Annotated in this window: 22 protein-coding genes; 13 read left to right on the forward strand and 9 right to left on the reverse strand. The window is 41.7% G+C overall.

Annotated features, from left to right (window positions below):
* The first annotated feature begins 69 nt into the window (after positions 1–69).
* Positions 70–1263, forward strand: coding sequence for a hypothetical protein (locus MMO42_RS09145; RefSeq protein WP_241320232.1), 1194 nt, complete (start codon positions 70–72; stop codon positions 1261–1263).
* Between the two features lie 71 nt (positions 1264–1334).
* On the opposite strand, the gene MMO42_RS09150 is transcribed toward MMO42_RS09145, so the two are convergent.
* Positions 1335–2330, reverse strand: coding sequence for an AraC family transcriptional regulator (locus MMO42_RS09150; protein WP_241320234.1), 996 nt, complete (start codon positions 2328–2330; stop codon positions 1335–1337).
* Between the two features lie 349 nt (positions 2331–2679).
* Here MMO42_RS09150 and MMO42_RS09155 point away from each other — a divergent pair, with 349 nt between their 5' ends.
* A complete protein-coding gene (locus tag MMO42_RS09155) occupies positions 2680–4161 on the forward strand; it encodes an NAD(P)/FAD-dependent oxidoreductase (RefSeq protein ID WP_241320236.1) in 1482 nt (493 codons plus the stop codon).
* 113 nt (positions 4162–4274) lie between these two features.
* Here the strand turns inward: MMO42_RS09155 and MMO42_RS09160 are convergent, their stop codons facing one another.
* The 3 genes from MMO42_RS09160 to MMO42_RS09170 form a co-directional block, all read right to left on the reverse strand.
* A complete protein-coding gene (locus MMO42_RS09160) occupies positions 4275–5204 on the reverse strand; it encodes a metal-dependent hydrolase (protein ID WP_241320237.1) in 930 nt (309 codons plus the stop codon).
* A gap of 11 nt (positions 5205–5215) precedes the next feature.
* A complete protein-coding gene (locus MMO42_RS09165) occupies positions 5216–6058 on the reverse strand; it encodes an alpha/beta hydrolase (protein WP_241320238.1) in 843 nt (280 codons plus the stop codon).
* A gap of 195 nt (positions 6059–6253) precedes the next feature.
* Positions 6254–7111, reverse strand: coding sequence for a LysR family transcriptional regulator (locus tag MMO42_RS09170; RefSeq protein WP_241320240.1), 858 nt, complete (start codon positions 7109–7111; stop codon positions 6254–6256).
* Between the two features lie 162 nt (positions 7112–7273).
* On the opposite strand from MMO42_RS09170, the gene MMO42_RS09175 reads away from it, so the two are divergent.
* The 4 genes from MMO42_RS09175 to MMO42_RS09190 all read left to right on the forward strand — a co-directional run bounded on the left by MMO42_RS09175 (position 7274) and on the right by MMO42_RS09190 (position 11116).
* A complete protein-coding gene (locus tag MMO42_RS09175) occupies positions 7274–7960 on the forward strand; it encodes an ankyrin repeat domain-containing protein (RefSeq protein WP_241320242.1) in 687 nt (228 codons plus the stop codon).
* 1 nt (position 7961) lies between these two features.
* Positions 7962–8423: a nucleoside deaminase gene (locus MMO42_RS09180; protein ID WP_241320244.1), complete on the forward strand. Its 462-nt coding sequence runs from the start codon at positions 7962–7964 to the stop codon at positions 8421–8423.
* A 24-nt stretch (positions 8424–8447) separates the two neighbouring features.
* On the forward strand, positions 8448–9626 hold the full coding sequence (locus tag MMO42_RS09185; RefSeq protein ID WP_241320290.1) for a cyanate transporter: 1179 nt from the start codon (positions 8448–8450) through the stop codon (positions 9624–9626).
* Between the two features lie 305 nt (positions 9627–9931).
* Positions 9932–11116 (forward strand): porin, encoded by a 1185-nt coding sequence (locus tag MMO42_RS09190; protein ID WP_241320246.1) that lies wholly within the window; start codon positions 9932–9934, stop codon positions 11114–11116.
* A gap of 51 nt (positions 11117–11167) precedes the next feature.
* Here MMO42_RS09190 and MMO42_RS09195 read toward each other — a convergent pair whose 3' ends face one another.
* Positions 11168–12001 (reverse strand): DMT family transporter, encoded by an 834-nt coding sequence (locus MMO42_RS09195; RefSeq protein WP_241320248.1) that lies wholly within the window; start codon positions 11999–12001, stop codon positions 11168–11170.
* Between the two features lie 75 nt (positions 12002–12076).
* Positions 12077–13057, reverse strand: coding sequence for a LysR family transcriptional regulator (locus tag MMO42_RS09200; RefSeq protein WP_241320250.1), 981 nt, complete (start codon positions 13055–13057; stop codon positions 12077–12079).
* Between the two features lie 100 nt (positions 13058–13157).
* On the opposite strand from MMO42_RS09200, the gene MMO42_RS09205 reads away from it, so the two are divergent.
* From MMO42_RS09205 to cntB, 6 genes are all read left to right on the forward strand, one after another.
* Positions 13158–14270 (forward strand): tartrate dehydrogenase, encoded by a 1113-nt coding sequence (locus MMO42_RS09205; protein WP_241320252.1) that lies wholly within the window; start codon positions 13158–13160, stop codon positions 14268–14270.
* A gap of 21 nt (positions 14271–14291) precedes the next feature.
* Positions 14292–15947: a BCCT family transporter gene (locus MMO42_RS09210; RefSeq protein ID WP_241320293.1), complete on the forward strand. Its 1656-nt coding sequence runs from the start codon at positions 14292–14294 to the stop codon at positions 15945–15947.
* Positions 15944–16897: an alpha/beta hydrolase gene (locus MMO42_RS09215; RefSeq protein ID WP_241320253.1), complete on the forward strand. Its 954-nt coding sequence runs from the start codon at positions 15944–15946 to the stop codon at positions 16895–16897. Before MMO42_RS09210 ends, MMO42_RS09215 begins: the two co-directional genes overlap by 4 nt.
* Before the next feature lie 64 nt (positions 16898–16961).
* On the forward strand, positions 16962–18077 hold the full coding sequence (gene cntA, locus MMO42_RS09220; RefSeq protein WP_241320255.1) for a carnitine monooxygenase subunit alpha: 1116 nt from the start codon (positions 16962–16964) through the stop codon (positions 18075–18077).
* Between the two features lie 70 nt (positions 18078–18147).
* On the forward strand, positions 18148–19599 hold the full coding sequence (locus MMO42_RS09225) for an NAD-dependent succinate-semialdehyde dehydrogenase (RefSeq protein WP_241320257.1): 1452 nt from the start codon (positions 18148–18150) through the stop codon (positions 19597–19599).
* Between the two features lie 109 nt (positions 19600–19708).
* Entirely contained in the window at positions 19709–20665 is a 957-nt protein-coding gene (cntB, locus tag MMO42_RS09230) for a carnitine monooxygenase, reductase subunit CntB (protein WP_241320259.1), read from the forward strand.
* Positions 20666–20741: 76 nt separating this feature from the next.
* On the opposite strand, the gene MMO42_RS09235 is transcribed toward cntB, so the two are convergent.
* The 3 genes from MMO42_RS09235 to pcaU form a co-directional block, all read right to left on the reverse strand.
* Positions 20742–22343, reverse strand: coding sequence for a bifunctional aspartate transaminase/aspartate 4-decarboxylase (locus MMO42_RS09235; protein WP_005295247.1), 1602 nt, complete (start codon positions 22341–22343; stop codon positions 20742–20744).
* Positions 22344–22397: 54 nt separating this feature from the next.
* Positions 22398–24083 carry an aspartate-alanine antiporter gene (aspT, locus tag MMO42_RS09240; protein ID WP_005295242.1) on the reverse strand — a complete coding sequence of 562 codons (1686 nt, stop codon included), beginning with the start codon at positions 24081–24083 and terminating at the stop codon, positions 22398–22400.
* A 611-nt stretch (positions 24084–24694) separates the two neighbouring features.
* Positions 24695–25519 (reverse strand): IclR family transcriptional regulator PcaU, encoded by an 825-nt coding sequence (pcaU, locus tag MMO42_RS09245; RefSeq protein WP_241320261.1) that lies wholly within the window; start codon positions 25517–25519, stop codon positions 24695–24697.
* A gap of 249 nt (positions 25520–25768) precedes the next feature.
* On the opposite strand from pcaU, the gene MMO42_RS09250 reads away from it, so the two are divergent.
* A partial coding sequence (locus MMO42_RS09250) for a CoA-transferase (RefSeq protein WP_277603274.1) occupies positions 25769–25863 on the forward strand: 95 nt, incomplete at its 3' end.

Consider the following 25863-nt stretch of genomic DNA (forward strand, 5'->3'; position numbering starts at 1 on the left):
ACTATGTTTCATAGGTAAAACAAAAACAAGACCAACAGGATCGTTGGGACGAAGGCAAAGGAAGTAGATATGAAAAAGACATCAATGGTCGCGATGCTTGCTGCATTTTATTTGGGTATGACATCCCATGCTTTTGCGCAAAGCTCAGCCCTCGAATGGAAAAGTGAAGATGGAACGGATTCGGTAAAATTGGGTGGCGTGGTGCGCTTGAACCAACGCTATGAAAATTGGGAGGGGCCAAATGGCGGTTTTGGTAAACTTTATTTTGATATTTTCAGGGTCGATCTGAAAGGCAAATTTGATGATGCCTATTTCAATGCCAGTTATTTATTTCAAGATCAAGAGAAACGTTCGATTGAGAAAGCTTATTTTGGCTATAATCTCAATGAAAATAATAGTATAGAAGCTGGTTTTGTCTATAAGCCATTCACCATTTATCCTTACCCGCAAAATGGCTGGACTTATCATATTCCATTTTTCTTGGGCTATGGCAATAACATTGCACCTGGTTTGAACTGGAATTTTCACAACAAGGATTGGGATGTGAAACTCGGCTATTATCCGCAAATGTTGGATACTAGCCTACGTTACTCGCCTGAAAGTGCCACTTATGATGATCTGACGGACAATGCATTTCCGACCCAGAAAGCCTATCAAAATGAAAAGCGCCATCAATTTAACACCCGTATTGTCCGTAAGTTAGAAACCGAGTTTGGCAAGCAAGAATTTGGTGTATCAGGTGCGATCGCGCAATTGCATAATACAACCACTGATAAAAATGGTCAGTATTATGCGGTCGGTTTGCATACCGATAATAATTACAAACGCTTTAATTTACAAAGCTCTGTGATTCATTATCAATATGATGCCAAAAATCCAGATGGGGTGAATAATGACATGACCTTGATGGGTAACAATGGTTTTACCCCAGCATATTTCATTGCTTCCGAAGCAACAGTGGCTAGTTTAAACTTGGCTTATACCTTACCTATGCAGAATATGGGCAAACTTAAAGCTATTCGTTTCTATAATGACTATAGTTATATGGACAAGAAACGTGATGATTGGTCAGATTCACAAATGAATACCACAGGGATGATGTTTATTGCTTCGCCATTTATGGTCTGGGCAGATTATACCTGGGGTAAAAATGCCAACATTATTGGTGGCGCATCGAATGCAACGGGGTTCACCTCAACGGTGTCTCCATATAGCGATCAATGGTTGTACCGCATCAATTTAAATATTGGATTTAGTTTTTAAATTTCCAATCAGCATTTTTCTAAAAGGAGTGAGTCATGTTGATGATTCGCTCTTTTTATTTTGAGAGACTTTTAGTTGAGATGACTTTTTCGATATTCTGATGGTGTCAGCTTTTCCCATTGTTTAAAGGCTCGGCTAAATGCACTTTGTTCGGCATAACCCAGTAATAGCGCAATTTCAGTGAGTGACAGCTCTGATTTGATCAAGTAGCTTTTCGCCAATTCTAAACGAATACTTTTTACGAGATCACTATACTGCAGGTTATAACCACTCAACTTGCGATAAAAACTTCTTAAAGACAGATTCATCTGTTTGGCAATATTCTCCGCAGAGGGTTCACCAATCTTGAGCATATTGACGATCAGTAGCTGTAAATCTTTTAAGAACGTATCAGGATTTGGAATGCTCTTGAGTAATGCCTCTGCTTGTTGATCCAACAGTTTTTTAAGATGTGGATCACTACTTGGGATGGGCAAATGCAAGATTTCCAGTGGAAGCCATAATTTTAAAACATCAGCATCAAAACTGACGGGACAGCCATAGATCTGTGGGTAAGGTGTGGTATCGGCCGGGGCAACAGCAGAGAACTCAATCTTTAAAGGACGAATATCTGGCTGGTGTAAAATCTTTCGGATGGTACGCAATACGCCTGAAAGCAGCACTTCATTTGAAAGCTGAGAGTTTTTATGCACGACAGGCGTCCAGCACATACAAAAACGATCTTCTTTCTGCACGATGGAAAATGAAGCAGAGTTTTGTAAAAGGGGTTGGAAATTCTTAAAACAATTCAAAAAGCTGAGCAGATTGGGGCTGGATAATGCCAAGTAACCTAAAATATGAATATGGTGAGGTTCCGACAGTTCACCAATATAATGTCCCAAAACAGGGGTAGGGTGTTGCTGGTAGATTTCTTCGAGCAGATTCCACCATTTGTGTAATGGCATTCTCGGTTGATTGGCATACAGTTGCATAAGTTCATTGAGCTGACTATTCGAAATATTTTGTTGCTGTAGATACTTGTCGATGAGTTCTAACAGCACCGATGGAATACTTGGAATTTCAGTCATAATTACTCTACTAGTTTTGAAGTCAAATCCTTTAACCCAATTATAGATAAATCATCGCAGCTATAACGTTGTTGATTTACCTTTTTATCTTAGCCGATCCATTTCAAAGTTTTTGTATCATCAAGGGACAGAATCATGAGCTTTGACATTAAAATCTCTCATTAATAATCAATAAAATAAAACATGATTTAAGCGTAGTTCATTCATTTGACTTTGGTTATTTCACGGTGGCATTCAAGGTCAAGCCTTTAGTGCTGAATCTTATTATTTTCCACAGATATGTTTTTCAATTCATTAAAAAAGGATTGAGAGATTCTACTGACAAGATTTTATCAGTTTGGAGTGGGAAATGTCAGATTTAGATCGAGATACAGTTGTGGATGATTATTCACTGGATGTTGTGATTATTGGTGCTGGATTTTCAGGGATTGCAGCAGGAGTTAAACTTCAGCAAGAAAAAATCAATAATTTTATTATTATTGAAAAATCACATGAGGTCGGTGGTGTTTGGCGAGAGAATACCTACCCAGGTTGTGAGTGCGATGTACCATCTTCTATTTACTCCTATTCATTTGCACCTAATCCCAATTGGAGTCATGTTTTCGCAAAGCAGAAAGAGATACAGCAATATATTAAAGATGTCGCAAGACGTTTTAAAATGGATCAGCATATTCTATTCAATACAGAGCTGCATCAGGCTGCTTGGTCACAGGAACAGCAGGCTTGGCTGATTGAAACCAGTCATGGAAGATATAAGGCGAAATTTATTTTTTTTGCCACAGGTCCTTTAAGTGAACCGACCACACCTGATGTCATTGGCTTAGATCGTTTTCAAGGACATATTTTTCATTCTGCACAGTGGGATCATTCAGTTGACCTGAGCAACAAACGTGTTGCCGTGATTGGTACCGGTGCATCTGCGATTCAAATTATTCCTGCGATTCAGCCGATCGTGAAGCAGCTCTATGTTTTTCAGCGAACCGCACCGTGGGTAATTCCGAAGCCGAATATGATGATGAACAACACCTCTAAAAATCTACAGCAAAAAGTACCGTTTACCCTGAATTCCATTCGTAAATTGACCCATATTTCGATGGATATGTTTAGTTCAAGTGTCAATCAACCAAAGACTTTAGATGCATTGGGCAAAGGTTTGATTCATTGGATGCATTATCAGATTCAGGATCCTGTATTGCGTAGCAAAGTGACGCCTACATTTACACTGGGCTGCAAACGGATTTTATTTTCAAATACCTACTATCCAGCACTGGCAGCAAACAATGTGGAGCTGATCAATCAAGGGGTAAAGGAAATTAAACCGAATGGAATTTTGGTTGATGGTCAAGAAGTTCAAGTCGATATCATCGTTTGGGGAACAGGGTTTGAAGTGGCAAAACCACCAATTGCCAAACGGATTGTGACTAAAAAGGGAATTTTGTTAGATGAGGTGTGGCAAAAAAATACGGTACAAGCCTACAAGGGCTGTGTTGTGAAAGATTTACCGAATGCATTTATGTTACTTGGACCCAATAGTATTAGTTATAATTCATTAATTACTGCAGCTGAAAATCAAATTGACTATGCACTTAAAGCAATTCGATTTGTGTTGGATAATCAATTAAGTAGTTTTGAAATCAGTGCATTTGCAGATGGTCAATTTAACCAGAAATTGCAAAATAAACTGAATGGCACCGTATTTAATCAAGGCGGATGTGCAAGTTATTATCTGGATAGTCATCAAGTGAACGTTGCCAATTATCCATGGACCATGCAGTACATGAAAAATGATATGGCTGAATTTGATAGTTATTGTTATACCTTTCTCAAATAATTGATATTGAAAAGACTTTATATTGATATAAGGTCTTTTTTTTATATTTTTCTAGTCGAAAAAATAGGCACTAAATCAGTGCCTAAAAAGAGGAAAGTTTCTAATTTAAGGGATTAGCTGGCACGAAGTTTGGTCAGGGCTTTCACAGCAGGAGAATGATTTAATACCTGTAGTGCTTTGTTGGTATCTCCCTCATGATAAGGGTGATAACTCAGTTTAACCCAATGTCTTAAGCTAGAAATCATCGCGAAAAAACTTGGCACTTGTTTGCTGCGAGAATTTTCAATCACTGTGTGCCTTAATGCCCGAATCAGTCCGTAGTTTTTATAAGGTTCTGCACGCTGGTCTTGTTGCGCCAGTTTTTTAAAACAATGATAAATGGCGAAAGTGAATAGTGGAGCAACAGCTAGCATAATCGTTTGGCGTTGCAGGTAGGCAAAGGCTTTGTTATTTTCGCCACATAAATGCATATATAAATCGAAAGCCACGCTGCGGTGTTCAACCTCTTCAGCCAGATGCCATGTCATTAAGTCAGACATCATTTCATCAGCAGTTTTATTTTGCCATGGTTGATCATCGAGACACCAAGTTCCTAGCATCGTCGTGAAATGTTCAACTGCAGCGGCTATACCTACGCGAATTGTGAGCCAACGATACTCTAGGGGACTGGATAGGGTTAAGCCAAAAGGCGCTGTATTGATTTGCTTAAAGATGTTGTCTAAAGATGCAAGAAATCCATCAATATCATAGTCATAATGACGTAAATATTCTTGGGCGACCTTGTGTGCAGAGGCATGATGTGCTTCCTGATGCACAAAACCTTTCACATCGGCACGAAGCTTTTTATCTTTGACGTAGGGAAGTGCCTCATTAAAGGAGCGACACATCCATAATTCACCTACGGGCAAAATTAAATGAACGGCATTAATTAAATGAGTGGCAAAAGGGTTGTCATAGATCCAATGTTCAGGCGTGTTGCTAAAATCGAATTGAACGCGACGTTGGTGCAAATAATGATTTTCTAGTCGTTGTTGGGGATGCATAACACTTCTCCTTAATTCACGGCATTCATAAAATAATGGCTGAGTTGTTCGGCATTTTGGGCAGGAATCCAATGCGTTGCATTCATATGCACTTCTTGATATTGGCCCGTAAAAAACTGTTTATTCAGTTCTGCACTTTTCTTGCCAATGGCGATATCTTTATTTCCCCAAATAAATAGGGTGGGTACTTTTACTTTTTTAAAGCTGGAGCCAATAGGCGCCAAAGGCATACTTCGATACCAGTTAATGGCTGTGCCAATACGGTTTTCCTGAATGAAATGTTGGTTGAAGTCACTGATTTGCTCAGCACTCATGCCTGAATTTTTTAACAACAAATGACGGAGCGATTTCGCTCGCTTAAATAACAATTCAGGAATAAAAGGCAGTTGGAAAAAGCCGATATAGTAAGAGCTAAAGATTTGTGTGCTGCTGAGCATCGACTTTAAAAATGCACCTGTATGCGGAACAGAAACGAGAGTGAGGTGCTTCACTAATTCTGGATACTGCAGTGATAATTCACAGGCAACGATTGAACCCCAGTCATGACCAATGACATAAACTGGCTGCCCTAATAAATCGATGAAGGCTTTGACATCTGCAACCAACTCATCAATCGAATATTGAAAACGTCCTTTTGGAGAAGCAGTCAAGCTATAGCCACGTTGTTCAATTGCAAAGGTGCGAAAGCTGTGCTGATTAAGAATTTTACTGGTGGCTTGCCAGCTTTGTGCTGTTTCAGGAAAACCATGTAAAAGAATAACGGGTTTTCCATCAATTGGACCTGAATCAATCACGTTGAATAACAAATCATTGCGACGATATTCGGTATATCTCATCTGGGTATCATGTTTCATGTTTATCTACTTATGAAATAAGCCTATTTCATTGAATCTTAGTAAGCAGATACAGGGATGTCTTGACAGTGGATAAGAGGATTTAACTTCTTGTGCCATGCGAGATGCTTTTGGCACATCCAGCATATTGCTTGGCATTTAAAGACAGTTATGCACTGTTTAATTTGCATGTATTTGATCGTTTACCCGTTTTAGTCAGTAAACTTTTGATCGATCAAAACGCTGTTGAAGTACTTCAGTCATACGTTGCAGTAATTTTGAGATAAGGCCATCTTTGTCCCATGCGTAGATTGAAACAGTCATCTGATGTGCCTTACCTAAAGCATGGTATTCACGAACCCGATGACCTTTTGTTGTTGCGACAGGCAGCAGGGATAGACCTAAACCCGTTTCTACACCAACCAGTACACTAGCCAAGCTATTGCTAGTAAAAGCGATATACCAATGTTTGCGTTCGCGCTCAATACGTTCAAACATTTCCTCACGGTACAGTCCGCCTTGAGGGAAGGTTACCAATGGGATGGGATCAGTCCATTCTTTACTGTGATCAATACTTTCAAACCATGCGATTTGTTCTGGAAATGTTGCATGATGATCGGAACTTGCCGCCATTTCTTTAACCACAACAATATCAAACTGCCCGCTGCGATAGCGCTCCATCAGATCACGGCTTAGTCCTGCTGTCACATCCAGTCGAATTGTACGATGTTCCTTGCTAAATGCACTCAATGCCAAAGCCATGTCGGTATTCATAATATCTTCTGGCAAGCCGATTCGAATTGGAATGGTACCTGCTGGATCACCAAGAATATTTTGGGCCTCTTGTTGTAAGGCTAAAATCCGCCGTGCGTAACTAATTAAATATTCACCTGAGCTTGTCAGTTGTAAGGGTCGAGCATTTCGATCAATCAATTGTTTACCCACAGATTCTTCCAATCTGGCGAGTTGTTGGCTGACTGTAGATTGAGTCATGTGCAAGCGTTCAGCAGCTAAGGTAAAGCTGCCTGCTTCAAAAATAGTGACGAAGGCTCGGAGTAAGCGCGGATCAAACATAAAAAGCAGCCATTGAATACAATTGTGTTAAGTGGTTTGAGTCATCCAACTATTCATTATCTTAATACATTTGATTAAATAATTTAATTTTTAAATATCAATAAATCTGATTATCCTAGGCACAATTATTCATTTATTCAGGTAAATCCTTGGAGGGTCTAGATGCACAAACCATTGATGTCCGCGGTATTTACGCTTGCAGTGATGGCATGTAGTCACGCAACTTCAGGAGATCCTATGCAAGAAGATGCGTTACATACTGCGGCTGCCCGAAATGACGTGGCGCAAATTGAACGGTTACTCTCTCATCAGATTCAGATTAATGCCCGTGATGCATCTGGTGCGACAGCCTTAATGGTCGCAACGCGTGCAAACAATGTCTATGCTGCGCAATTTTTGATAGATGCGGGTGCAGATGTAAATGCCAAAGATCGGATTCAAGATAGCCCTTATCTTTATGCTGGAGCACGTGGGTATTTAAAAATATTGAATATGACCCTAACGCATGGTGCAGATCTGAAAAGTACCAATCGTTATGGAGGAACGGCACTGATTCCTGCGGCTGAACGTGGGCATGTAGATACCGTACGTACGCTAATCACTGCTGGTGTAGATGTGGATCACATCAATAATTTAGGTTGGACTGCGTTATTGGAAGCCATCATTTTAGGGAATGGCAGCAAACCTTATCAGCAAATTGTTGATCTACTGATCAGAGCGGGTGCCAATGTCAATATTGCAGATGCTGATGGCATAACGCCACTTGAGCATGCACATGCCCGTGGCTATACATCTATTGAGAAAGCATTGTTAGCCGCAGGTGCGAAAACAAAATTTAAGGAGCAATAAGGTGGCAGAAACAACAGATTTTCTACGCCAAGCAATTGAATTGGCTTATCAAAATTGCGAACAAGGCGGCCGTCCTTTTGCTGCCGTGGTGGTGAAAGAGGGAAAAGTGATTGCCACAGGCGTCAATGAAATTTTAAAAAGCAATGACCCAACAGCACATGCCGAGTTATTGGCAATACGTGCTGCAAGTCAATATTTAGGCACAGCCAATCTTGATGGTTGTACTGTGTTTGCAAGTGGACATCCTTGTCCAATGTGTATGGCAGCGATGCGTTTAGCTGGAATTCAGGCTGTGAGCTATGCGCATTCCAATGAAGATGGTGCGCCATTCGGTTTATCAACAGCAGCGATCTATGCTGACCTTGCTCAACCCTTTGCAGAACAGTCGATGGATATTCGTTATGTTCCAGTTCGGATAGAAGAAAAACCAGATTTATATGCTTACTGGAAATCGATGACCTGAACAGTGTGATGGGAAAAGATGAACATGCAAAATAACCGAATGTTTTTGGTGGCAACGGTCGCATTGGTCGGCTTGAACCTTCGGCCATTTATGACCAGCATTGGCCCTGTGGCAAATCAGATTCGAACAACAACTGGACTGAGTTTACAAGGCATAGCACTTTTAACACTTGTGCCAATGTTGCTGATGGGACTGATCGCTTTTGTGGGTCCTGCCATACTCAATGCGATTGGTGAACGTCGAGCTATTCTGAGTGCTTTGGGAATGATTTTCTTAGGCTGTGGATTGCGTTTCATTGTACCCAATGGATGGACTTTAATATTCACCGCCGCCATCATTGGTTTTGGTGTGGCAGTTGTGCAAGCGACTTTTCCAAGTTTGATTAAAAGAGAGTTTAGGGATCATCTCAGTCCAATGATGGGACTCTACTCAGCAATGTTGATGGGTGGTGGGGCGCTTGGTGCTGTGATTGCACCTGTTGTTTCAAATAACAGTGGTAGCTGGAAAATAGGCCTATCTATTTTTGCTGTTCCAGCACTGTTTGCCATTGTCTTTGCATCTTGTTTTTTGACGAGAGTACCGCATCAATCAAGAAAAATCCCTGCTGTAATGATGCTGTTAAAACAACCGAGAACATGGCTGCTAATCTGTTGTTTTGGCTTAATTAATGGAGGTTATAGCTCGATTGTTGCGTGGCTTGCACCTGCATTTCAAGCGCAGGGCTGGACTGCAACAGCCAGTGGAAATTTGATGGCTGTGTTGACGCTGAGTCAAGCGGGGGCGGCATTACTGTTACCTTATTTATCGCGTAAAAACAAAGATCGTCGAGTGTGGGTTGGATTAACGCTTATCTTGCAACTGATTGGCTTTGCAGGATTGGCTTTCATGCCTGATACCTTGCCATATTTATGGGCAATAACCGTGGGTATGGGTTTGGGTGGCTGTTTTGCTTTGTTGATGATTGTGGTGTTAGATCATTTATCCGATCCAGCACATGCAGGACAGCTTTCTGCCTTAATGCAAGGTGGCGGTTTTCTACTTGCAGCCATGGCGCCTTGGTTAGTGGCTGTATTGCATGATATGACTGGAACGTATGCAGCCGGCTGGATTTGGCACTTGAGTATGGTACTGGTCGTGGCAATACTCATGACTCGGCTTGACCCAATCCATTATGCAAAAGTGATACGGATCTCCAAGCATTGAGACAAGTTTCCCAGTTCCACAGTGGCTTTGGAAACAAATAGGCAGGGCTTGATTGTTATTTATCGGATTGCTGAATATCTATAGCTTTTTTTATCGTTCTTATTCTTTTTAACTTTAATTTAGAATTTCATCTATCTCGATGTTATTTCACAAGTTAAAAAAAGGGAGATAGATATTACTTATTTATTAAGCTTTAATCGATCAGTATTAAACACACTCCGTAAAGACCGACTTTATAGTTTAGCCGTTGTTTGTCACCTTGAATTTCTTCATTTTCTTATGAGGTTAAACAAGGACGTACAACAATGAAAAAAGCACTATTTCTCTTAGGTTCAATCGGTATTTTGGCAAATACGCCAGTCTTGGCCGCCGATTTAAGTATTGGTGACCCGAAAACACAATCGGGTGAACTCAAACTTACAGGGGCAATCCGTACCCGCTATATTCATAAAGATTATATCGTTGAGGCCAATGAAGGCTCCAAGAACGATGACTGGCGATTGGCGGATATCAAAGCAGTATTGAGTTATGAAAATCCGAATTGGATTGCCTCAATGGATGTGCGTTGCTACCAATATGATCGCTTATGTGATGCCTTATTTTTAAAAGATGCTTGGGCTGGTTATAAATTTTCAGATCAGCAACGGGTTACGGTTGGTTTTCAATCGGTCGATTTTGGCTTTGGGCGACTGTGGGGTAATAGTTATTATGAAACTTTACTCAACACGGTTGGATTGGAAGACATTCAAAATTTGGGGGTGAAGTATCAGTTTAAGGACAATCTATACAATTTCATTCTCGGTTTTTATCCAACCGATGGCGGTAATTATAAAGGCACATCCAAAGATTCAAGTCGTTATAGCGGTAACTTTGTCCGGGCAGATGATTTGATCCAAGGTACCGATATTGATGAAAAGAATATGTGGGTGACGCGTTTATCCAGAAAGTTTGATATCGATCAATCACAGAATTTCTCGACGGAAATTGGTGGCTCTTACTGGTATTCAGAACTGGAAAATAACCGTACTCATCAAGATGGGCATCGCAGTAGTTGGAGCATCTTTAGCACCACCAACTATCAGGCATGGCAATGGCTATTTTTGGCAGGTGAGCAGAATATTAAAAATGCAGACGATGTTTTGCCGAAAAGCTCGACCATTGGTGCATTTGATTATCCCTATCAGGTGGCCAACAAAGGTAAATATATGGCCAATGAAATTAACTACACCTTTGCCAAGCCTTTTCATCAGTTAGAAAATATTAAACCTTATGTGTCATATAGTCGTTTTTATAAAGATGAATCAGGCTATCAAGATTCAGATCGCTTAATCGCAGGTCTGTATTTTAACTATAAAAAAGTCGGCATACAGGGTGAATATATCTGGAGTCGTAATGACCCGATGACGGGTAGTGGCGCAGATGGACTGGCGCAAGGTGACAGCAATCAATGGAATAAATTGTTCTATTTATCGCTGGGTTATTATTTCTAAATTCAATATCGAAAATGAGCCAGTCTTTTAGCCATGGACTGGCTTTTTCGTTTAGGCAATTCTTAAAATCAAAGCACCCATTAAAATGAGACATGAGGAAATAATCCGTATTGCATTGATGCGTTCTTTTAGAATAAAGATTGAGATCAGTGTGGCAAATAGAATTGAGGTTTCACGAAGTGCCGCCACAACGGCAACAGGCGCAAATGTCATCGCCCAAAGTGCCAAACCATAAGAGAAGAATGAACCAAGGCCACCCATTAAGCCTAGATGCCAATTCATGCGGAAATATGTACCCATCTGGCGATATTGCATTCTCAAGGCAAACATAAAAAAGATCAGACCTGAAAGTACGAAGCTCCATAAGATATAAGCAATGGGTGAGCCAGATAGGCGAATCCCATGACCATCCAGCAAGGTATAACCTGCAATCAGCACTGCATTCACTAGGGCCAGACCAATGCCTTTACGTCCAGCTTTTGGGGCTGCCAAGATCATGGATAAGATACCGACGGAAATAGTGATAATGCCAAGCCATGCGTTGAATTGTAATTTCTCATGCAGCAAAAAAGTGCCTAGAATCGCCACAATCAGTGGTGCAGTACCACGCATCAGTGGATAGGTCAGTCCCATGTCGGCAATGCGATAGATTCTGGCAACCATGCCAAAATAGAGAATTTGTATTCCCGTTGATGTCAAAATATAAGGCCAGCTATCACTGCGCGGCATTGGAAAGAAGGGCAATAATAACGCTGCTAAAACTGCTGCTGAGGCCATGACCAGCACAGTGGTTAAAAACTTATTTGTCCCTGCTTTTACAATGGCATTCCAAGTGGCATGACATGCCGCTGCGATTAAAATAAGGACAAATATTGCCGTGCTCATAGGCTGCCTGTCGATTCATGATTTCGTTAATGTGCATGATGTTGTTGAAAAAAGAAAGCAGGCAGCTTATCGCGATTATAGAAATACTTTTTCAGCATTTGGATTGATTGGCTCAATCGGTTGAATCAGCGTCCCACGTGTCAAATTCTGGACATGCTGTAAACGGTTGATCAGTTCATTCTGAATAAACAGGATACAGGTCTGTAATTTTGATGAACTTTTCAAACGCGAAGGATATACCGCCCAGACATCGGCATCTTGCCAGTATTCAGGCAAGATATGCTGCAACTCACCGCTAATTAGTTCATCGGCAACGTCCCAGATGGAACGTAAGATAATGCCATGTCCTTCAATTGCCAGTTGATGAATAATCTCGCCATTATTGGAAATGAAACGTGGTGTCACATGTACAGACATATCTTCTGAAATATGACGTAATTTCCACAATACTGAGGACTGATCGCGTTCACTGATGGTCAGGCAATCGTGGTTACGTAAATCCTCAAGATTTTCAGGCATGCCATGTTTCAACAAATAACTGGGTGCTGCACAAAAAATCCGAAAATTTGAAACCAGTTTTTTGGCAATCATATTCGGTGCAATGTCATTACCAATCCGAATATCCAAATCAATGCTGTGCTGAATCAGATCTTTGGTGTTGTCGATGGTATCGAATTGGATCTCAAGTTTTGGATACATGGTCAACAGTTTAGACAGAATAGGTGCGACATGTTTACGGCCGAAACCAAAGCTGCTGACGATGTCGAGATGACCAGTAGGCGTGCTTAAGGGGTTATTGACCAGCTCACTGATTTCATCGAATTCGTCCAGAATATTCGAGACTCGATCCAGAATCAGTTTGCCATCTTCAGTCAAACTGACATGACGGGTACTGCGATGAAACAGCTTGCAGTTCAGGTTGGTTTCTAAAATGTTGATGCGTTTACTGATAAATGCAGGTGAAGCACCCAGCTCCTCAGCTGAATCGACAAAACTCTTGCGTTTGGCGACTGTGCAAAAAACCTTTAAATCCGATAGGTTAGGTAGATTATTCACGATCCGTGTCCATTGGGGTGATAGTTTTCTTATTGATCATTGTTGCTGAAAACAGCATGTTTACAGCTAAGGATATTAACCAAAGGTGTAAGGGAGCGTTATGGCAAAAAAGTATAAAGTTGCCACGATTGCGGGCGATGGAATTGGCTTAGAAGTTCTACCAGAAGGAATCAAGGTTGTAAAGGCAGCGGCAGACAAATATGGCATTCAACTTCAAATGGATAGCTTTGATTGGGCCAGCTGTGATTACTATCTTGAACACGGCAAAATGATGCCGGATAACTGGTTTGAAGTCCTGCAGGAATATGATGCAATTTTCTTTGGTGCAGTGGGCTGGCCTGAAAAGGTGCCTGATCACATTTCACTGTGGGGATCATTGCTGCAGTTCCGCCGCCGTTTTGATCAGTATGTGAATTTACGTCCTGTTCGGTTAATGCCTGGGGTGAAATGTCCACTGGCTGGCAAGCAACCTGGTGATATCGATTTTTATGTGGTTCGTGAAAACAGTGAAGGTGAGTACTCTGCGATTGGTGGAAAAGCATTCGAAGGCACAGACCGTGAGTTTGTTTTGCAGGAAGCAGTTTTTACCCGTTATGGCGTCGATCGCATTTTGAAATATGCGTTTGAATTTGCTGATCAGCGTGAAGCTAAAAAAATCACGGCTGCAACCAAATCTAACGGCATTGCAGTGAGTATGCCGTACTGGGACGAACGTGTGGATGAAATGGCAAAAAAATATCCACAAATCAAGGCAGATAAACAGCATGTCGATATTTTAGCGGCACGTTTTGTATTACAACCTGAGCGTTTTGATGTGGTGGTGGCATCGAATTTATTTGGTGACATTTTGTCGGATTTAGGACCTGCATGTACGGGCACGATTGGTTTGGCGGCTTCGGCAAACTTAAACCCCGAACGTAAGTTTCCATCATTGTTTGAACCTGTACATGGTTCAGCACCAGATATTTACGGACAACAAATTGCCAATCCGATTGCTGCAATTTGGTCGGGTGCGATGATGCTGGATTTCTTGGCAGACGGTGATGAACAGGTCATTCAGGCAGGACAGGAAATCATGCAGGCGATCGAGCATGTTTTGGTGCATGGCCCAAAAACACCAGATGTCGGTGGAACTGCAAAAACCTACGAGGTGGGTGATGCGATTGCATCCTGTGTGACTGAGCAAAAAATGGATTTATTCGCGATGGAATAATCACTATCCAAGATGGATTGAATAGATATGGATAATCAAATTACAAAACCTTATACAGATAAGACGCTTGCGATCACCAGTCTTGCCGTTGTATTTACATCGGTGGCTGGTTTGGCAATCTACTCCTCTGAATCGATACAACTGGCTGCAAAATGGATGCAGTGGACCACTTCGGTGTTTACCACGCCAGTACTTTTATTTGCTTTTTTATCAATTATTTTTACCTTCGGTTTGGCCTTTAGTAAATACGGCAAAATCAAGCTCGGTGAAGGTAAACCTCAATACAGCACGATGTCTTGGATTTTCATGTTCATTTTATCGGGGATTGGATCTTCCACCTTGTACTGGGGCTTTTTGGACTGGGCTTATTATTACCAAACCCCAGGTTTAAATTTAGCACCAGAATCTGCAGAAGCACTGAAATACAGTGTGGCTTACTCGTTCTTTCACTCAGGTTTGAGTGCATGGTCGATCTATGCCTTGGCGTCGATTTCACTGTGCTACAGCTATCATGTCAGAAAGAATAAAGGCTTGAGCTTGGCATCGGTGATTGAAGCGGTGACAGGTTTTAAAGCAACGGGTCCAGTTGGGCGTGTGGTCGATCTGATGTTCTTGCTGTGCATGTTTGGTGCCTTGACCATTTCATTGGTACTGACGGCTGTGACCTTTACCAACATTCTGTCGCAACTAACCGGTATTCCAAATACCTTTATGACCAAAGTCATCATCATTTTTGCGGTATCCATCTTATTCGCGCTGAGCTCTTATGTTGGTATGGATAAAGGCATGCAACGCTTGAGTCATATGGTGTGTTTGGGTGTGGTGCTGTTCGCGATCTATGTGCTGTGCTTTGGCCCAACCCAATTCATTATGAATAATTCATTGATGAGTTTTGGCCTTATGGCGACCAATTTTGTGGATATGAGTCTGTTTACTGACCCGATGGGGGATGGAAAATTCACCCGTGAATGGACCGTATTCTATTGGCTATGGTGGATTTCATATGCACCAGGTGTCGCGCTATTCGTAACACGTGTCTCAAAAGGCCGTACCATTAAAGAAGTGATTCTTGCCATGGTCATCGGTGGTAGCGTTGGTTTATGGTTCATCTTCGGTGTGTTTGAGAATTACAGTGTCTATAGCTTTATTCACGGTATGGTCAATGTCCCGCAAATCTTGAGTCAGCAAGGCGGTGAAGTGGCGATTGGTCAACTGTTGGGCTTATTGCCTGCAGGCAAGCTGATGATGTGGTTATTCCTTGGCATTATGGTGATTTTCCTTGCAGCACATATGGATGCGGTTGGCTATGCCGTCTCTGCAACTTGTACTCGCGGTTTGCGTGAAGGGCAGGATCCGTCTCCAAATGCGCGTTTATTCTGGTGTGTGATGTTAACACTGGTGCCGATTGCGATGATTTTCTCTAAGGCGCCGTTAGACACCATGAAAACTGCGACGATTGTGACTGCCTTGCCGTTTATTGTGATTATTCTGGTGCAGACTTATGGTTTGGTGAAGTGGCTGATTGAGGATTATTCCAAGGTGCCATCGCATTTGATCGAGCAGAGTAGCTTTAGTGAGCTGGAAGCCCTTGAGCATACTGATTCAAATCAACAGATGCAGATTGATATTGCTGCAACACCACTTGCACATAAAAGCAGTCAAAAGGAATTGTTATGACACAGCAACCGAACACGCGCTATGAGTTAAGCGAAGAAATGCAAAGTCTGGTGTATTGGAGCAGCATTTATTCAGCAGCGGATAACGATATTGATTCAATTCGTGCAGCCTACGATGCAATGTGCCTGCATTACACCTTGCCACGCGATGGTACGGTCAATATTGAAGATAAAACCGTTGCGCATGCCACTCATCCCGTCAATGTTCGGTTGTATTCACCACTGGGTGAGGCACCTGAAGCGGGTTGGCCTTGTATTCTGTTTATCCATGGTGGTGGCTGGATGCTGGGCAATCTGGATTCGCATGAATTTATCACTCGTTATTTATGTCGTGATCTGAATGTTGCGGTACTGAGTGTCGATTATCGTTTGGTGCCAGAACATCATTTTCCAGCCGCTTATGAAGATTGTGAAACGGTCTATCAGTGGCTACGCGGGCATGGCGCAGACTGGAACATTAACCCAGCGCAGATTGCGTTAGCAGGCGACAGTGCAGGAGGCAATTTAGCCGCGGCACTGGCGGTTCAGCTACAGCATACAGGTAATCAGGCTTGTGGTTTGGCCTTGATCTACCCATGTTTGGGCAGCAGTTTTGATACAGCGTCTTGCCAGCAGCATGCACATGCACCGTTACTCACGCTAGAGGAAATGCATTATTACCTAAAACAATATGCACCGAATGAAAGTGACTGGAAAGATACACGTTTAGCGCCACTGAATGCACAGGATTTTTCCGACATGCCACGTAGCTTTGTTGCGGTCGCTGAATACGATCCACTGAGTGACGACGGGCGTATTTTTGTGGACAAGTTAAAACAAGCCAATATTGCTGCCGAGTTTTATCTCGGCAAAGGATTACTGCATGGCAGTTTACGTTTAGTACGTGATTGTCCTGTGGTGCAGGATTTATATCAGCACATGCTGAGTTCGTTAAAGCAAATGTTCAAGTGATTTGAACATCAGCCAATTTTGATCAAACGGTCGTTAGGACAAAAGAGTTTAATGGAGTAAAACCATGAATGCAGTTGAAAAATTACCAGAAGATTTCTGTTCAAACCCAAATGTGGCGTGGACATTTCCAAAAGTGTTCTATACCTCATCTCAGGTATTTGAGCGTGAAAAAGAAGAAATTTTTGCGAAAAGCTGGATTTGCGTGGCACATGGCAGTGAAGTTGCCCAAGCCAATGACTATATTACCCGTAAGGTAATTGGTGAAAATATTATCGTGATTCGCGGCAAAGACAGCGTATTACGTGCCTTTTATAATGTCTGCCCGCATCGTGGTCATGAGTTGTTAAGCGGTAGCGGCAAAGCGAAAAATGTCATTACCTGTCCGTATCATGCATGGACATTTAAGCTGGATGGTAGTTTGGCATTGGCACGTAACTGTGATCATGTTGAGTCTTTCGACAAGCAAAACTCAAGCATGGTGCCGTTAAAAGTTGAGGAATATGGTGGTTTTGTCTTTATCAATATGGATGAAAATGCCACTTGTGTTGAAGATCAATTGCCTGAATTTGCAAAGAAACTGAATGAAGCTTGTGCTGTGATCAAAGACTTGAAACTGGCTGCGCGTTTTGTCACGGAAACGCCTGCGAACTGGAAAGTGATCGTGGATAACTATTTAGAATGTTATCACTGTGGCCCAGCGCATCCTGGTTTTGCAGACTCGGTACAGGTCGATAAATACTGGCACACCACCCATCAAAACTGGACCTTGCAATATGGTTATGCACGTTCTTCAGAAAAATCCTTCAAGCTTGATCCATCAGTCAAAGATCCGACTTTTAGTGGTTTCTGGACTTGGCCTTGCACCATGTTTAACGTGCCACCAGGTGCAAACTTCATGACGGTGATCTATGAGTTTCCGATGGATGCGGAAACCACTTTGCAGCACTACGATATTTTCTTTACCAATGAAGAGTTGACCCAAGATCAGAAAGATTTGATCGAATGGTATCGCAATGTATTCCGTCCTGAGGACCTTGAACTGGTTGAAAGTGTACAACGTGGCTTGAAATCACGGGGTTATCGCGGTCAGGGCCGCATCATGACCGATAAGCAACGTTCAGGAATCAGTGAGCATGGTATTGCTTATTTCCAGAATCTTGTTGCGCAGTATCACAAGTAATTTTGTATCAGGCTCATTAAGGGTACGGTGGAAAAAGCCGTACCTTGCTTTCAATTGATAGGATGATGACATGTCAAGTTTGCAAGGAAGTCAATTATTTCAACAACGCGGATTGATTAATGGCCAGTGGGTTAATGCGCAATCTAGTGCCACCATTGCTGTGACCAATCCTGCAACAGGAGAAGAAATTGGCTTGATTCCGAATATGGGTGCTGCGGAAGCGACAGAAGCGGTTGAAGTAGCGTATCAGGCTTTAGCGGCATGGAAAGGATTAACGGCACAAAAGCGTGCAGACCTGTTATTGGCTTGGTATCAACTGGTTCTGGCCCATGCCGATGAACTGGCACGCATTATGACCATTGAGCAGGGTAAACCTTTAGCCGAAGCATTGGGTGAAGTGAAATATGCTGCTTCATTTATCCAATGGTTTGCGGAAGAAGGCAAACGCGTTTATGGCGATGTGATTCCGACCACCAATAGTCAGCAGCGTTTTATTGTGACCAAAGAACCTGTGGGTGTGGTGGCTGCGATTACGCCATGGAATTTCCCGATTGCTATGATTACCCGTAAAGCGGCACCTGCTTTGGCGGCGGGTTGTACCATCGTGATTAAGCCTGCCAATGAAACCCCATATTGTGCGCTTGCAATTGCTAAACTGGCTGAAATGGCAGGCATTCCAGCAGGCGTCATCAATGTGGTTACAGGTAAATCGCAAGAAATTGGTTCGGTATTTACCCGCCATGAAAAAGTCAAAAAACTGACTTTTACAGGTTCTACGCCTGTCGGACGTTTATTGATGCAGCAATGTTCAGATACCATCAAAAAACTGGCTCTGGAATTGGGTGGCAACGCACCATTAATCATATTTGATGATGCTGATCTGGATAAAGCGGTTCAAGGCGCAATCTTTGCCAAGTTCCGTAATGCAGGGCAAACCTGTGTCTGTGCCAATCGAATTTATGTACATGACAAGATTTATCAGGCATTTACCGAGAAATTTGTACAAGAAGTACAGAAATTCAAAATTGGTAATGGTTTGGAACAAAATGTACAGATTGGCCCCTTAATCAATGAAAAGGCTGTGCTTAAAGCCCGACAGTTAATTGATGATGCCTGTAGCAAAGGTGCCCAAGTGGCGTGCGGTGGTAAACAACATGCACTTGGACAAACCTTCTTTGAACCGACCGTGTTAACCGATGTTTCGCGTGATATGGACATTGTTCAGGAAGAAATTTTTGGTCCTGTAGCGCCTTTAATTCGCTTCACCGATGAGGCGGATGTGGTCGCGCAAGCCAATGATACGATTTTTGGTTTAGCGGCCTACGTCTATAGCGAAAACATTTCACGGATCTGGCGTGTTGCTGAACAGCTGGAATATGGCATGGTTGGGATGAACTCAACCGCTATTTCCAATGAAGTCGTGCCATTTGGTGGTGTTAAGCAATCTGGTGTTGGTCGTGAAGGTTCAAAATACGGTCTAGAAGAGTTTATGACCATTAAATACATGTGTTTGGGGTTATAGCAACAATGCCTGTGAGGACGTTCTAAATTGACGGTCCAACAGGCAAGCAATATGCGCTTAAAATTAGAAAATGCTTAGATGAGCAGCATGCGGTAAAGAGGATTTAGACATGGCTAGTCATTATGAAATGTTCCCATCAGTGGTCACTCGTGTAGAGCAACTGACCCCACTGATTAAACGGTTCACATTTAAACGTCAGGACGGACAAAATTTCCCTCAATTTAATGGTGGCAGCCATATCATTGTAAAAATGAATGATCAACTGTCCAATGCCTATTCACTGATGAGCTGTGCTCAAGATCTTTCGACTTACCAAGTATGTGTTCGTAAAGATATTGAAGGTAAAGGCGGCTCAGTTTATATGCATGATCAGTGCAATGAAGGCTGTGAAATTCAGATTTCTGAACCCAAAAACCTATTTCCATTGGCGGAAGCGGGTGAGAAGCATATTTTAATTGCTGGTGGCATAGGGATTACCCCGTTTGTACCACAAATGGAAGAGTTGGCTGCACGTGGTGCAGACTATGAATTGCATTATGCTTATCGTTCCCCAGAACATGCGGCGTTGTTAGAAGAACTCAAGCAAAATCATGCTGAACATATTTTTAACTATGTTGACTCAGATGGAAAATGTCTGGACCTCGATCAACTGATTGGTGCTCAACCGAAAGGTACACATGTATACGTCTGTGGACCAAAACCGATGATTGATGCAGTAATTGATCGTTGTAATTACCACCGTTATCGCGATGAATATATCCATTGGGAACAATTTGCTTCTACCGTGCCAGAGGAGGGTGAAGCATTTACCGTGGTGTTGGCAAAATCCAATCAAGAAATTGAAGTGCAAGGCAACCAAACTATTTTACAGGCGATTGAACTCCTCAATCTTGACGTGGAATGCTTATGTCGTGAAGGAGTTTGTGGCACGTGTGAAACCATGATTCTTGAAGGTGAAGCCGAACATTTTGATCAATATCTGAGTGATGATGAAAAAGCATCACAGCAGTCCATGATGATCTGCGTGTCACGTGCTAAAGGTAAAAAGCTGGTCCTTGATCTTTAAATGTTCAGTTATGATTTTAAAACCATAAAAAAGCAGCCTAAGCTGCTTTTTTATTTACTGAAAACTTAATTCAGATTTATTTTTTAGCTTTCTTGGTTTTTAAATACTCTTGATAGGCTTCTTCGGCAAAGCGTCTTAATGAATCTCCAATGGCAGCATATTGGTATTCATTCAGATTGGCTAGTGATGCGCGGGCAGAAGGATGTTGTACACCAAAACCAGAACCGGGTAAGAGCACTACACCTGTTTCATCTGCTACACGGAATAGAAGTTCGGTTGGGTTCTTGTTTTTCATCACCCAATTGGCAAAATCATCTCCGTACAATGTTCGAGAGGTATTTTCCAAATTTACCAAGGTATAGTAATCGACAGAGTTCGGATCAGAAGGGACTTCAACCCCTAATTGTCGATATAGTGCTGCATCACGCTCACGCACCACGGATTTGACCGCTTTCTTATAGTTCTGTTGTGAATCCATCATATTGAAAAGCGCGAACAGTACCATTTGCACTTGTTGTGGTGTAGAAAGGCCTGCGGTATGGTTCAGTGCAACATTACGACTATCCGCGACCAGACGGTCAATAAATTTAATATTGGCTGGGTCGGTGGTTAAAGATGAATAACGCTCTTCCAGTTCTTTCTTGTCTTTTTTAGAGAGTGCGGCGAGTTTTTTATCCAGAATATTATTATTTGAAAGAGCGATAACTCCCAGTCTCCAACCCGTTGCTCCAAAATATTTCGAGAATGAATACACCAAAATGGTATTGTCTGGACAGATCGCAAACAGTGATTTGAAATTGTCTGCGAAAGTACCGTAAACATCATCGGTCAAGATAATCAGATCAGGTCGTTTTTTAACGATATCGGCCAATATTGCCAAGCCTTCATCACTCAGTTTTACTGAGGGTGGGTTACTTGGATTGACGAGGAAGAAGGCTTTAATCGATGGATCTTCAAGTTTCCGCAATTCAGATTCTGGATATTGCCAGTCTAATTTCGGGTCCGCTTCGATCAATACTTCTTCAAGTTGATAGTCATTCAGTTTCGGGATTTCTAAATAAGGTGTGAAAATTGGAGTACCAATTGCAATACGATCTCCATTGGCAATAATTTTATTCTCTTTTAATGAGTTAAAAATATAAGCCATTGCTGCCGTTCCACCTTCGACAGCAAACAAATCTAAGCCTTCCTTAGGCATACCTTGGACGCCCATTTCACGAAGAATATATTCTTTAATAATCGATTCACTAATGCGTAGCATTCGATCAGGAACCGGATAATTACAGCCTAAAATGCCCTCAACCATTTCCAGCAAAAAAGCATCGGGATCTAAGCCCAATTGATCTCTGACGTAGGAAATGGCTTTACCGAGAAAGACGACACCGGGTTTATCCCGATTGTGCATAATGAAATTATCGAAGCGGGATTGCAAACCGACAGGGCGAGGAAAACCACCTAAACCTTCAGGCATATACGAAAAAGAAAACTCTGATTCTGTAGTTGAAAACAGCCCCAATTGGAAGAATGCTCGACGTGGAACCGTGGCTAAAAAGTTCGGATTTCCACGTCCTGCATTGAGCATCAGCCTGTCTGTTCTGCTTTGGGCAAGCTCGATTAATTTGTCTTTTAGTTCGAATGGGCTAAGTTTTGAGTATTTTGAATAATCAACGTTCCCCATGGGAAGTCTCCTTAATTATAGTTGAAGCAATAAGTGATTGAATACAAATTATATTTAAGCAAGGCCAACGATCAGTGGGCCAAGCAAGGTCAAGAATACGTTTGCCAGTGCATATGTAATGGCGAAAGGAACCGTGGGAATGGAATTTCCTGCTTTATCTAAAATGGCACCAAAGGCAGGATTGGCACTACGGGAACCAGACAAGGCGCCTGCCATAACCGCAACGTTGTCATAACGCAGCACATAACGTGCAAAAAGCATGGAAAGAATCAGTGGGACCAAGGTGACTACGACACCAATCATAAATAATGAAAGTCCACTGTCTTTAATGGTTTGAATGGCTTGTAATCCTGATTGCAAACCTACAGCAGCGACAAACCCTGCAAGACCTAAATCTTTAAGCAATTGCGAGGCAGCTAAAGGCATGTTGCCATGAACTTGATTACGACTACGCAACCAACCAAATAAAAGACCTGAGAGCAGGGCACCACCGCCAGCACCCAGAGTCAATGGAACATCGCCTAAACGGATGACAAAAAGACCAATCAGCAAACCGACTACAAGACCTGCGCCGTGGAAAATCCAGTCAGTTTTTAAGCTTTCTGGTAGTGCTTTACCTGCTTCTTTAACTAAACGATCTAGATCGCTTTTGGTGCCATAAACAGTAATCACATCTCCTTGATGTAAAATTGTCTCATCACTCAAGCTTTGAGTTTCATCGCTACGTTTAATCGCGAGAACGTAAATCCCGTGTTTCAAATAAGCAGGGGTATTGGCTTTAATATCACCCAAACTACGATTGATATATTTGGAATTTCTCAGGATCACATCCGTGGTATCCATAATCATTTCCATACCTTGTGACGACTGTAATTCAGAGCCAATTTGTTCTGAAACAGCCACCACACTGGCACGACGTCCGACCAGTAACAGTACGTCATCGGTTTGTAAAATAACCTCAGGCGCAACATCCACAAACTGATCTTTACGTTTTAGTCTTTCTATGGTGATGCTGGGTTCTCGAGCTTCTAATTCTGCAACCGTTTGACCATTCGCTTGTTTAACTTTATAAATTCGACCAACAATTTCGGGCATGGCCAGTTCTTGCCCAGGTGCTAACTCGAAAGCACCTTTAAGGCGTTCTGATTGAGCCTTTAAAGCATCATCATGAATTTCTTTGCCCATAAATTTGGGCAAAATATTCACACAGACAATGATGGCACCCAATGAACCGAAAATATAAGTCACAGCATAACCGATTGCGACATTGGCTTGAAGCTTTTGAATCTCAGCCAAAGGGAGGTCGAGTCGTGAAATCGCATCACCAGCTGTACCAATAATTGCAGATTGGGTCATACCACCGGCAGCCAATCCAGCTGCTAAGCCTTTATCGAGGTGGAAAAGTTTAGCCATGACTAAAACGGTAATTAAACCACTGACTGCCATAAATACGGCTAACAGGATTTCTTTTATCGATTGGGGACCAAGTGATTTAAAGAATTGGGGACCACTTTCAAAACCAACAGCATAAATGAATAATGCGAACAGAATGGCTTTGACGCCATTATCGACAGGGACACCGATTAGACTTAACACTACTGCAACAAGGAGAGAGCCTGCTACACCACCGAACTGAAATTTTCCGAATTGAAATTGACCGATCCAGAAACCTATTGCCAAGGAGAGGAACAATAAAATTTCTGGGCTATGTTTTAATTCACCTTGTAACCATTCAATCATTTTTCGATCTCACTTTTATTATTCGATCTATCTTTAGGTTTGAATTTATTTATTTTTTCATGTGTTTTTTAAAATACTATGCTTCTGTAATGAATACAAATGGACTGGATTTTAAGAGTTTGTTTTTTATAAAATATTTATATATCAATAAGTTGTTTTTTTATGTACTTATGTGAGCAATGGGAAAACTTAAAAATCAAAGTGTTTGTTACACGTTGTTGTTTTTCTATACAAAAAATAACACTTTAGGCCAAGACTTATATTTTGTGAATCAATGGTCATAATGGATATAAAAGTGCAAAATCTATGCGGTATCCCAACAATTTTTTATCAGTCAGGCATTTAATTTTAAACTGCTACAAGTTTAGTTTTGAATTTAACATTTTGATTAAATAATATTTTTATTACATGTCCACACACTGAAAAATTGAAGGCTCTATTAGGGGAGCAAAGAAATATAATGAACGTTTAACAAATTAATGTTCATTTAAGCTAGCACGATTAATTTATAAAGACGGAAATAACCGTAGTAGCAGTACACCTTTCGCCACATTTCCAGATGTGGCTTTTTTTTTGCATTCAATATTGTTTGGAATTCCAGCCATCTGGAATTAAATCACTTGTCGCAAATCGCGGGCAGTTTCTTGTAGCAATGGCAAAATATGGGTAATTAAATAGTCCTGAGTTGTGCGCATGGTCGGAGATACAATATTGAGGGCTGCAACCACTGTGGCATTGGAATCATAAATGGGTACGGCCACCGCATGCACACCCAGCTCATGTTCTTCGCACGAATAGCACCAGTCTTGTTCTTTAATTTCATGCAGTAATTGTAAAAATGCCTCGCTCTCGGTATGAGTATATTTGGTGAGACGTTTTAGAGGATATTTCTCTAACCAGCGTTTTTGTTCTTCAGGTGTTAAATGTGCCAATAAAATTTTTCCCGCAGAGGTTGCATGAGCGGGGAGCCGATTACCTAAATGTAGACCATAAGGATTGACTCGATCGGTTTGTTGGTGGGCTGCGCTACGGGCGATGGTAATCGCTTCATATCCATCTAAAACCATGACTGAATAAATCAGAGAGGTTTGATTGGTCAAAAGGTTTAATAAAGGCTGACAAATTTTAGGAAGTGGTGAGCCATCCAAATAGGCACCTGAGAATTTCAGAATTTTTGGAGATAAATAATAATAATGTCCATCAAAATCTAAATAGCCTAAGTATTCTAGCGTCAGTAAATGCCGTCGTGCAGCCGCACGTGTCATTCCTGTTTTTTCAGCTGCCGTACTCATGTTGAGACGATGGCGGTCAGGACCAAAACATTCCAAAATGCTGAGACCTTTTGCGATACCTGCAATATAGTCTTCATGCCGAATCATTTTTTTGTTTTCACTATGGTGAATTAAGCGTGGGTTTTGATTCTGATCTTGTTCCATTATTTAGACATCCTTTCTAAAACGGTTTCCTTATAAAAACATTCTAAGCGAAAGGTGACTATTTTACTTGGATAATGTTCGATCATCGAACATAAAAATTAATCATCGAACAAAATGAACTTTTAAACCTAGAACTGACGGCAGAATTTATCAAGAATAAATAGAAGAAACCCGAACAAAACACTCAACTTCGTTTCATTGGTTTTCAGGATGAAAAATTGGGTGATGCAGAGTACAGGAAGTAGTCAGATGATTGATAAAAGCAAGCTCTCATTAACCGAGGCGCTATCACAAATCAAAGATGGAGCAACCATCATGATTGGTGGTTTCGGCACCGCAGGACA

The organism is Acinetobacter sp. ANC 3882 (genome assembly GCF_022549545.1).
Lineage (GTDB): Bacteria > Pseudomonadota > Gammaproteobacteria > Pseudomonadales > Moraxellaceae > Acinetobacter.